This is a genomic window from Roseateles sp. P5_E11, from assembly GCF_054049355.1.
The window spans coordinates 1-9,139 of the sequence record NZ_JBFUMO010000206.1; the positions used below are offsets into that span (position 1 = coordinate 1).

The following is a 9,139-nucleotide window of genomic DNA, read 5'->3' on the forward strand; positions in this document are numbered from 1 at the left end:
CCGCCGTCCTGCGGCTCAGGCCCAGCCCCACCAGGCCAGCCGACGCGATACCCATCATCAACGCCGCCGCCGAGCCCGCGAACACGCCGCGCGGCATGCCCTGGTCCAGGATGGCCCCGAACACGGGTGCGGCAATCGCGAAGCCGATGTCGAGGCCCGAATACACGGTGCCATAGACCCGGCCGGTCGCTCCCGGCGGCGAGGCGCGCTTGATCAGCATGTCGCGCGACGGGCCGGCCAGGCCGGTGCCGAAACCCGCCAGCGCGGCCACGATGGCCGCCAGCCCGCCGGGCAGCCAGCCGGTCGCCGTCACCAGCAGCAGTGCGGCGGCAAAGGCCATGGCAAACGCAATCGTGCGCTCCAGCCGCTCGGCCTTGGCGACCAGGAAGCCGCCGCAGACCATGCCCGCCGCGCCGGCCAGCATGTAGCCCGTGACGACATAGGCCGTCAGTGCCAGCGGCAGGCCGTAGATCTGGTGCAGGGCCGGGCTGGCAAAGCTCTGGATGGCCGACAGCGCCGCCGTGCTCCAGAAGAAGAAGGAAAAGCACAGCCACACCGACGGCAGCTTCAGGAAAGCCATGGGGTGCTCGGCCTTGACGCCGGCCGCCGGCTTCGCGTGTCCCCACGACCCTTGGCGGTCGTCGATTGCCGAGCGCTGCCAGAACAGCAGGGCCATCACCGAAAGCGCAACGAGGGCGGTGCCGACATAGGCGAAACGCCAGTTGCCCGTCGCCTCGGCAATGCCGATGGAAAACACCGGCGCGAAGGCCCAGCCGAGGTTGCCGCTGATGCCGTGCACCGAGAAGGCATGACCCAGGCGTGGTTGCGACACGCGCTTGTTCAGGATGGTGAAGTCGGCCGGGTGGAAGGGGGCGTTGCCGACGCCGGCGAGTGCTGCCGCCAGCATCAGCCCGCCAAAGCCCTGGGCCAGGCCCGCAGCGATGGAGGCGAGAAAGAAGCTCGCCATCGCCGCGAACAGCACTGGCCGGGCACCGATGCGGTCGACGATGAAGCCCGACAGCGCCTGCCCGGCGCCCGAGATGACGAAAAAGGTCGTCACCAGCAAGCCCAGTTCCGAATAGCTCAGGCCAAAAGCCTGGATGAAGGCCGGGAACAGCGGCGGCAGCAGCATGTGGAAGAAGTGCGACGTGCCGTGGGCGACACCGATGGTCGAGATCGTCGTGACGTCACGCCGGCGCTGCAGGCCGGCGTCGAGGGAAGAGGCGAGGGCGGTATCCATGCCCTCAATGTAGGCAGGGCAGCGTCGGCGTTGTTACGATGGTTCGTCAACTTCTGTCGAAATTCAGCCATGGCCAGCCGTCGCAGCTTTCCTGCCTTCTCGCCCGAGCTCTTCGCGCCGACGCCCGAGCGGCCGCTGCGCGCCAAATCGCGGCTGCTGGAGCACCTGGCCGACATCCAGCCGCACCGGCACGACTGGGCCCAGCTCGTGTTCTCGATGACGGGCGCCGTGCGCGTGAACACCGAGGCGTCGACCTACATCGTGCCGCCGTCGCGGGCGGTGTGGATTCCGCCTGGCGTCGTCCACGCGGTCACGGCCATCGAGCAGTGCGACCTGCGCACCCTCTACCTCGGCCCCGAGCTGCTGGCGGGCGAGGCCTGGCAGGTGGGGCGGGTGCTGGAGGTGTCGCCGCTGCTGCGCGAGCTGGTGCTGGCCCTGCCCGCCATGCCCGATCCCGCACCCCCGGAGAGCCGCGACGACGCCGAGCGACGCGGCGCCATGGAGCGGCTGGTGCTCAGTGAACTCCAGCGCGCCCGCCCGTTGGCGCTGGGCGTTGCCCTGCCTCAGGACGCGCGGCTGCGCAAGCTCTGCGAGGCCATGCTGCGCGAGCCCGGCCGCCACGCCGGCCTGGACGAATGGGCCGCCGAGGCGGGCGCCAGCCCGCGCACGCTGAGCCGGCTGTTCCGCGAGCAACTCGGCACCAGCTTCGCGCAGTGGCGTTCGCAACTGCTGCTGGCCCACGCGCTGACCCTGGCGGCGCGCGGCCGGCCCATGAGCCATATCGCCAGCGAGCTCGGCTATGCCAGTGCCAGCGCCTTCACGGCCATGGTGACGCGCACGGTGGGCATGCCACCAAGCCGGTTCTTTGCAGAGGCGTGATCAGGCGTTCCGCCCGCACCCCACCCGTCGCAGCGCCGGCCGGAATGCATCTTTGAGTCGATAGAGTTGCGCCGGCCTGGAGGCACACAACAACAGGACACGCCCATGAAGACGCATCTGCTGCTGATCGACCCTCAGAACGATTTCTGCGACCTGCCGGTGGACTGGCTGCCGCGCTCGCCCGTGACGGGAGAACTCATCCAGCCCGCGCTGCCGGTGGCCGGTGCTCACGCCGACCTGCAGCGCGCCGCTGGCCTGGTGGAGCGCCTGCGCGGCCAGATCGACGCCATCACCGTGACGCTGGATTCGCATCACCGCATCGACATCGCCCACCCTGGCTTCTGGCTGGAAACAGCCAGCGGCCGCCACCCCGGGCCTTTCACGCCCATCACGGCCGCCCAGGTCCGAGGCGGCGAGTACCAGCCGCGCGACGCGGCCCACCTCGACCGCGCGCTGGCCTATCTGGACGCGCTGGAGGCCGCCGGCCGCTACACGCTGATGGTCTGGCCGGTGCACTGCCAGATGGGCAGCTGGGGCCATGGCGTGCACGCCGGCCTGCAGGCTGCGCTGGACGCCTGGACGGACAGGGAAGGGCGCTCGGTGGCCGTCGTCACCAAGGGCGAGAACCCCTGGACCGAGCACTACAGCGCGCTGCAGGCCGAGGTGCCCGACCCGTCCGACGAAAGCACCGCGCTGAACCAGGCCCTGCTGGCCGAGCTGGATCGCTTCGACCGCGTGCTGATCGCCGGCGAGGCCGGCAGCCATTGCGTGAGAGCCACCGTCGAACACCTGGCCGACCATCTGCCGTCGCGGCAGTTGGCCAAACTGGTGCTGCTGACCGATTGCATCAGCCCCGTGGCGGGCTTCGAGGCCCAGCAGGCCGGCTTCCTGGCCGCGATGCGGGCACGCAGTTTGCAGTTGTCCACCAGCACGGAGATCCAGGCATGAGCACCCCCGTCATCACCAGCCTGCTGGACACCGACCTCTACAAGTTCACGATGTGGCAGGCGCTGCTGCATCGCCACCCGCAGACGCAGGCCGAGTACCGCTTCGTCTGTCGCAACCAGCCCGGCTACCCGCTGGCCGAGCTGAAGGCCGACGTCGAGCGCGAGCTGCAGGCGCTGTGTGCCTTGACCTTTCGCGCCGATGAGCTGGCCTATGTGAAGGGCCTGCGCTTCATCAAGAGCGACTTTGTCGACTTCCTGCGCATCTTCCGGTTCCAGCGCGATTTCGTCGAGGTGACGACGGACGGCGCGCAGCTCAACATCGTCGCGCGCGGCCCGCAGGTGCATGTGATGGGCTTCGAGATTCCGATACTGGCCATCGTCAACGAGCTCTATTTCCGCCGGCTGGATACGCCCGAGGTTCGTCTCGAAGGCCAACGCCGGCTGAACGCCAAGATCGCCACGCTGCAGGCCTTTGCCGCCGAGCCCCTGCCGCAGCGCCACCCCTTCGATCTGTTCGACTTCGGTCTGCGCCGCCGTTTCTCCGGCGCCTGGCAGCGCGAGGTGGTGACCCGGCTGCGCGACGCCTTGCCCCAGCATTTCAAGGGCAGCTCCAACGTGCTGCTGGCCAAGGAGCTGGGCCTGGTCCCCATCGGCACCATGGCGCACGAATACCTGCAGACCTACCAGGCCCTGGGCACCGTGCGCCTGCGCGACCACCAGAAGGCGGCGCTGGAGGACTGGGTGCAGGAGTACCGCGGCGACCTCGGCACGGCGCTGACCGACGTCGTCGGCATGGACGCCTTCCTGGCCGACTTCGACCTCTATTTCGCCAAGCTCTTCGACGGCCTGCGCCATGACAGCGGCGACCCGGTCGCCTGGGGCGAGAAGGCCCTGGCCCACTACGCCAGGCTGCGCATCGACCCGCACACCAAGCGCCTGGTGTTCAGCGACGGCCTGACCGTGACCAAGGCCATCGAGCTGTACCGCCGCTTCGCCGATCGCGTGCAGCTGGGCTTTGGCATCGGCACCCACCTCAGCAACGACCTGGGGCCCACGCCGCTGAACATCGTCATGAAACTGACCCACGCCAACGGCCAGCCCGTGGCCAAGCTCAGCGACAGCCCCGGCAAGACGCTCTGCGACGACGAGACCTTCCTCGCCTATCTGCGACAAGTGTTTGGCATCAAGCCATGATCAAGCTCACCCTCGTCCCGGTGCTGGACGAACTGCTCAAGCTGCTCATTGAACGCGTTGCCCGCATGGTCCAGCGCAGCGGATACAAGCGCCGCCAGGCGCCGCCGCTGATCCGGCTGCGCGCGGGCGCTTTCGGCCAAGGGCGGCAGATGCCCATCGCGGCGGTTTTCCCCGGAGTGCTGTCATGACCTCTGCTGCCGTCGTTATCGGCCGCTTCCAACCGGTTCACAACGGCCACGTCAGCTTGTTGCGCGCGGCGCTGGCCGAGGCGCCCCGCGTCATCGTGCTGCTCGGCTCGGCCCACCAGGCGCGTTCACCGCGCCATGCCTTCAGCTGGACCGAGCGCGCCGAGATGCTGCGCCTGGCCCTGACCGACGCCGAGCGTGAACGCGTGGAGGTCGTGCCGCTGCGCGACCTCTACGACGAGGCGCGCTGGGTGCAGGCCGTGCGTGCGGCCGTGGAAGAGCGCGTGGGCGACGCCGACGTCACGCTGGTCGGCCACTTCAAGGATGCCACCAGCGACTACCTGCGCCGCTTCTCGCCCTGGCGCCTGCTGAGCCTGCCGCGCCAGCACCGCGTGGACGCCACCGACCTGCGCGCCGCGCTGTTCGAGGCCGGGCCCGAGGCCCTGGACGGCGTGCTGGCCAGCTGGGTCGATCAGGTGCCGCCGGGTACGCGCAGCTTCGTGCAGGCCTGGGCGCATCTGCCCTACCTGGCGGCGCTGCGGCGCGAATGGGCCATGCTGAAGGCCTACCGGCAGGCCTGGGCGGCGGCGCCGTATGCGCCGGTCTTCGTCACCGTGGACCTGGTGCTGCGCTGCGCCGACCATGTGCTGCTGATCCAGCGCGCCAAGGATCCCGGCCAAGGGTTGTGGGCCCTGCCGGGCGGCTTCGTCGAGCCGCGCGACACGCTCCACCAGTCCGCCGTGCGCGAACTCGAAGAGGAAACCGGCCTGCGCCTGCTGCCCGAGACGCTGGCGGGCGCGCTGCAGGGCGTGGCCGTCTTCGACCACCCCGACCGCAGCCAGCGCGGTCGCACGATCTCGCATGCCCACCACTTCGATCTGGGGGATCGCGAGCTGCCCGAGGTGCTGGGCGCAGATGACGCGGCCCAGGCACGCTGGGTGCCGGTAGCTGAACTGCTGGCGATGGAAGAGCAGTTCTTCGACGACCACTTCCACATGCTGGACCGCTTCCTGAGCTTGCTGCCGGCATGACGATTGCCGGAGGCTGCTCATACAGCCAAGGAACAGCCATGAACAACCCTTTGCGCCACGTGGGCCAGACGGCGCGCCCGGAGGATCCGCAGGCGCCTGCCGCTCAGCCCGGCGATGCTGCTGCCCAGTCGCTTCCGCAGCATCCGACGGAGAAATCGGACCAGGCTGATGCGCAGCTGCCGACGCCCGCCGGGAAGAAGGACATCCCCGACCTCAAGCCCGGCGAGCCGCCACCGGAATCCAGCGCGGGGTCGTAAGTCCTCAGGACAGCCGGGCCAGCATCATGGCTTCGGTGGCTTCGTCCCAGGCCAGCGGGTAGAGGCTGCGCGCCGAGGCCAGGGAGTCCGGGTGGCCGCCCCACAGCGAAATCTGCTCGCGGATGTCGGCGAAGGCAATGCTCATCAGCACGGCCGGCGCGTCAACACGCGGATTGTGGCGTTCCGCGGTGTAGGGCACGAGGCCCAGGCAACGCCGGTAGAAGCCCACGTGGCGCGGGTTGACCTCGATGACGAGGCGCGCGCAGCGGGCACGGCGGTGGGCGTGCAGATAGCCCAGGTGGAAGATCTGTGCCAACACGCGCTTGGGGTCATGGGAATGCCTGTCAACGGCCAGGCCGCCGAACTCACAGAGCTTGTCGCCGGCGGCGCGCCATTCGTCCAGCTCTTCCTTGAACAACAGATCGGCGTGAAGGCCGCCGCTGCCGTCGAAGCGCACGGACAGGGTGCCGACGATCTGATCGCCGTCGCGCGCGGTGCAGACGATGTCGCCGTCCTGGTTGCGGCTGCTGTAGCGCTCGCGTGAGATGACCAGCCCGCGGTCGCCATAGCGGCKCTCGACAAGGCCCAGGGCCTCGCCATCGAGCGCGCCGAAGTCGCTGTTCAAAGCCAGTGCGGCAGCGCCCGAGAAACTGGGCGACGACGCACTGTGCCGCGTTTGCATGGCAGGGGTCATTGACTGCATCCTTCTTTCCGCGCCGAACGCGCGAGCGGCGCAGTCTAGGAAGGACACCCCCCAAATGGGGGGAGTCTCACAGACCGATACACCAGTCGCATTCCACGCATGAGATTTCTCACGGCCTACCAGTTGCAAGCCGTGCCCTTTGTTAGCGCATGTTTCTCGCTGGTGCGGCGTCGTCCTACAGCGCGGCCTTCGCGCCGGGGCTAACGTTGCGTTCGTCTGCTTCTCCCTCCCTGAGCAGACCGCTGGCAGCCTCGCAGGCGTGCAAGTGATTGCCCCGGCCACTGGCCGGGGCATTTTTTTGGGTGCTACGTGTTTGGGTCCCTGTTGGCACCGGCCGCCTGACGGCCCTGCGTAGCGCTCGCCCGGTCGAACTGACCGAGGAAGGGCGCCCTTATGCGGCGCTAATGCCGCCCCGCACACAGTGGAGGCCTCTTCACCACTCGTGCTCCTCATGGACGCCCTGTTCACCCTGTTCGCCCACCCTCTGCTGACGGCCGCCGGCCTGCTTGGCATCGTGGCGCTGGTCTTCTACAAGCGCACGCTGCGCCTGTTCGGCTTCGTCATCGTGCCCGACGACTCCATCGGCACGGTGACCAAAAACTTCGTTCTGTTCGGTCGCCACCGCGAGCTGCCGCCCGGCCGCATCGTCGCCCTCTACGGTGAAGCCGGCCTGCAGGCCGACACGCTCGCCCCGGGCCTGCACCTGGGCCTGTGGCCATGGCAGTACGAGATCGAGCTGGTCAAGTTCACCGTCATTCCCGATGACGCCGTCGGCATCGTCGAGGCCTGCGATGGCCTGCCCATGYCCGACGGCCGCGTGCTGGCCCGCCATGTCGACTGCGACCACTTCCAGGATGCCCGCACCTTCCTCGCCGCCGGCGAGCGCGGCCTGCAGATGACCGTCGTGCCCCCGGGCGCCTGGCGCATCAACACGCTGCTGTTCACCGTGCACCTGGAGCGCATGACCGTCATCGAGCCCGGCAAGATCGGCATCGTCGAGGCCCGCGACGGCAAGCCGCTGGCCGGCGGCCGCGTCATCGGCCGCACGGTGGCCTGCGACAGCTTCCAGGACGCCCGCGCCTTCATGGCTGGCGGCGGCGAGCGTGGCCCGCAGATGACCGTCATCCCGCAAGGCAAGTACCGCATCAACCCGCGCTTCTTCAAGGTCGTGCAGGTGCCCGTCACCGACGTGCCCGACAACAAGGTCGGCATCGTGACGACCCGCGAGGGCACGTCCCTGACCACCGGTGAGATCGCCGGCCCCGAAGTGCCCGGCCACAACCTCTTCCAGGAGCCGCATGCCTTCGTCAACGCCGGCGGCACCAAGGGCCTGCAGGAGCAGGTGCTGCTGGCCGGCCGCTACTTCATCAACCCGATGTTCGCCACCGTGGAGATCATCGACATGACCGAGGTACCCATTGCCTCGGTGGGCGTCGTCGTGGCCTTCGTCGGCAAGCCCGGCGTGGACGTGACGGGCGAGGGCTTCCGCCATGCCAACATGGTCCGCCGTGGCGAGAAGGGCGTGTGGGTGGATGTGCTCGACCCCGGCAAGTACGCCATCAACACCTACACCCACAAGGTGCGGGTCGTGCCCACGGCCAATGTGGTGCTGAACTGGGCCACCGGCAAGACCGAGGCCCACCGGCTGGACGCCAACCTGTCCACCATCACCGTGCGCTCGGCCGACGGCTTCACCTTCAACCTCGACGTCAGCCAGATCATCCACATCCCGCGCAACGACGCGCCCAAGGTCATCGCCCGCTTCGGCAGCATGGAGGCCCTGGTCACGCAGGTGCTGGAGCCCACCATCGGCAACTACTTCCGCAACGCCGCGCAGAACTCGGACGTCATCGACTTCCTGAAGAAGCGCAGCGAGCGCCAGGCCGAGGCCAAGGCCGCCATCGCCGTGGCGTTGAAGGCCTATGACGTCGGTGCGGTGGAGACGCTGATCGGCGACATCGTGCCGCCGGCCGAACTGATGAAGACGCTGACCGACCGCAAGCTGGCCGAGCAGGAGAAGGTCACCTTCACGACGCAGATGGAAGCCCAGGGCGTGCGCCAGCAGCTCGAGCAGGCCACGGCCCTGGCCCGCACCCAGGCCCAGGTGGTGGATGCCGAGCGCAAGGTGGCCATCGCCGAGTTCAGCGCCCAGGCGGCGGTGAAGACGGCCGATGGCGCGGCGCGCTCGAAGAAAATCACGGCGGAAGCCGATGCCGAGGTCACGCGCGTGACCGGCCAGGCCGAGGCCGGCCGCACGCTGGCCATCGGTGAGGCCGAGGCCGAGGTCATCCGCCAGAAGATCGGCTCGATGGAATCGGGCAACTACGCCATCGTGCAGGTCGCCCAGGCCCTGGCCGGCGCCGGCGTGCAACTGGTGCCCGAGGTCGTGGTGGGTGGTGGTCAGGGCGCGGGGCAGGGCGGCACCCTGGTGGACGTGCTGCTGGCTGGCCTGGTGAAAGATCGCCTCGACAAGCCGGTGCGGCCGCAGGTCGAGGTGGTGGAGGCCTCCTAAACTCCGCCGCCTCATGATCCCTCGTCCCGTTGTCCAATTCCTGCCCTGGATCGCCGTCGGCTCGCTGATGGGCCTGGCCTGGGCGGGCTGGCGGCTGCGCCTGGCCTGGCAGGGCCTGCAGGCTGCCCAGCGCGCCGCTCAGCTCGAGCGCGCGCTGCGCGAGTTCGGCGACTTGATGCGTGACGCTGACC

Annotated in this window: 9 protein-coding genes; 7 read left to right on the forward strand and 2 right to left on the reverse strand. The window is 69.0% G+C overall.

Annotated elements, in window-relative coordinates:
- The coding region (locus ACXJKR_RS16200) for an MFS transporter (protein ID WP_457323698.1) at window positions 1-1,240 on the reverse strand (1,240 nt) is incomplete at its 3' end.
- A 69-nt stretch (window positions 1,241-1,309) separates the two neighbouring features.
- On the opposite strand from ACXJKR_RS16200, the gene ACXJKR_RS16205 reads away from it, so the two are divergent.
- The 6 genes from ACXJKR_RS16205 to ACXJKR_RS16230 all read left to right on the forward strand — a co-directional run bounded on the left by ACXJKR_RS16205 (window position 1,310) and on the right by ACXJKR_RS16230 (window position 5,733).
- Entirely contained in the window at window positions 1,310-2,119 is an 810-nt protein-coding gene (locus tag ACXJKR_RS16205) for an AraC family transcriptional regulator (protein WP_056195678.1), read from the forward strand.
- 105 nt (window positions 2,120-2,224) lie between these two features.
- Window positions 2,225-3,067 carry a cysteine hydrolase family protein gene (locus ACXJKR_RS16210; RefSeq protein WP_457323699.1) on the forward strand — a complete coding sequence of 281 codons (843 nt, stop codon included), beginning with the start codon at window positions 2,225-2,227 and terminating at the stop codon, window positions 3,065-3,067.
- On the forward strand, window positions 3,064-4,260 hold the full coding sequence (gene pncB, locus ACXJKR_RS16215; protein ID WP_457323700.1) for a nicotinate phosphoribosyltransferase: 1,197 nt from the start codon (window positions 3,064-3,066) through the stop codon (window positions 4,258-4,260). Before ACXJKR_RS16210 ends, pncB begins: the two co-directional genes overlap by 4 nt.
- Window positions 4,257-4,448, forward strand: a complete 192-nt coding sequence (locus ACXJKR_RS16220) for a hypothetical protein (protein WP_457323701.1) — start codon at window positions 4,257-4,259, stop codon at window positions 4,446-4,448. The genes pncB and ACXJKR_RS16220 overlap by 4 nt, the downstream gene beginning before the upstream one ends.
- Window positions 4,445-5,476 (forward strand): bifunctional nicotinamide-nucleotide adenylyltransferase/Nudix hydroxylase, encoded by a 1,032-nt coding sequence (locus ACXJKR_RS16225; protein ID WP_457323702.1) that lies wholly within the window; start codon window positions 4,445-4,447, stop codon window positions 5,474-5,476. Before ACXJKR_RS16220 ends, ACXJKR_RS16225 begins: the two co-directional genes overlap by 4 nt.
- A gap of 38 nt (window positions 5,477-5,514) precedes the next feature.
- On the forward strand, window positions 5,515-5,733 hold the full coding sequence (locus ACXJKR_RS16230) for a hypothetical protein (protein WP_457323703.1): 219 nt from the start codon (window positions 5,515-5,517) through the stop codon (window positions 5,731-5,733).
- A 4-nt stretch (window positions 5,734-5,737) separates the two neighbouring features.
- On the opposite strand, the gene ACXJKR_RS16235 is transcribed toward ACXJKR_RS16230, so the two are convergent.
- Window positions 5,738-6,415 (reverse strand): N-acyl amino acid synthase FeeM domain-containing protein, encoded by a 678-nt coding sequence (locus tag ACXJKR_RS16235; protein WP_457323704.1) that lies wholly within the window; start codon window positions 6,413-6,415, stop codon window positions 5,738-5,740.
- A 472-nt stretch (window positions 6,416-6,887) separates the two neighbouring features.
- Here ACXJKR_RS16235 and ACXJKR_RS16240 point away from each other — a divergent pair, with 472 nt between their 5' ends.
- Window positions 6,888-8,948: an SPFH domain-containing protein gene (locus ACXJKR_RS16240; protein WP_457323705.1), complete on the forward strand. Its 2,061-nt coding sequence runs from the start codon at window positions 6,888-6,890 to the stop codon at window positions 8,946-8,948.
- The last annotated feature ends 191 nt before the right edge of the window (window positions 8,949-9,139 follow it).

Excerpts from the sequence above, each read along its gene's own strand:
- ACXJKR_RS16205 (WP_056195678.1), top strand. The coding sequence starts at position 1,310 with ATGGCCAGCCGTCGCAGCTTTCCTGCCTTCTCGCCCGAGCTCTTCGCG.
- ACXJKR_RS16210 (WP_457323699.1), top strand. The coding sequence starts at position 2,225 with ATGAAGACGCATCTGCTGCTGATCGACCCTCAGAACGATTTCTGCGAC.
- pncB (WP_457323700.1), top strand. The coding sequence starts at position 3,064 with ATGAGCACCCCCGTCATCACCAGCCTGCTGGACACCGACCTCTACAAG.
- ACXJKR_RS16220 (WP_457323701.1), top strand. The coding sequence starts at position 4,257 with ATGATCAAGCTCACCCTCGTCCCGGTGCTGGACGAACTGCTCAAGCTG.
- ACXJKR_RS16225 (WP_457323702.1), top strand. The coding sequence starts at position 4,445 with ATGACCTCTGCTGCCGTCGTTATCGGCCGCTTCCAACCGGTTCACAAC.
- ACXJKR_RS16230 (WP_457323703.1), top strand. The coding sequence starts at position 5,515 with ATGAACAACCCTTTGCGCCACGTGGGCCAGACGGCGCGCCCGGAGGAT.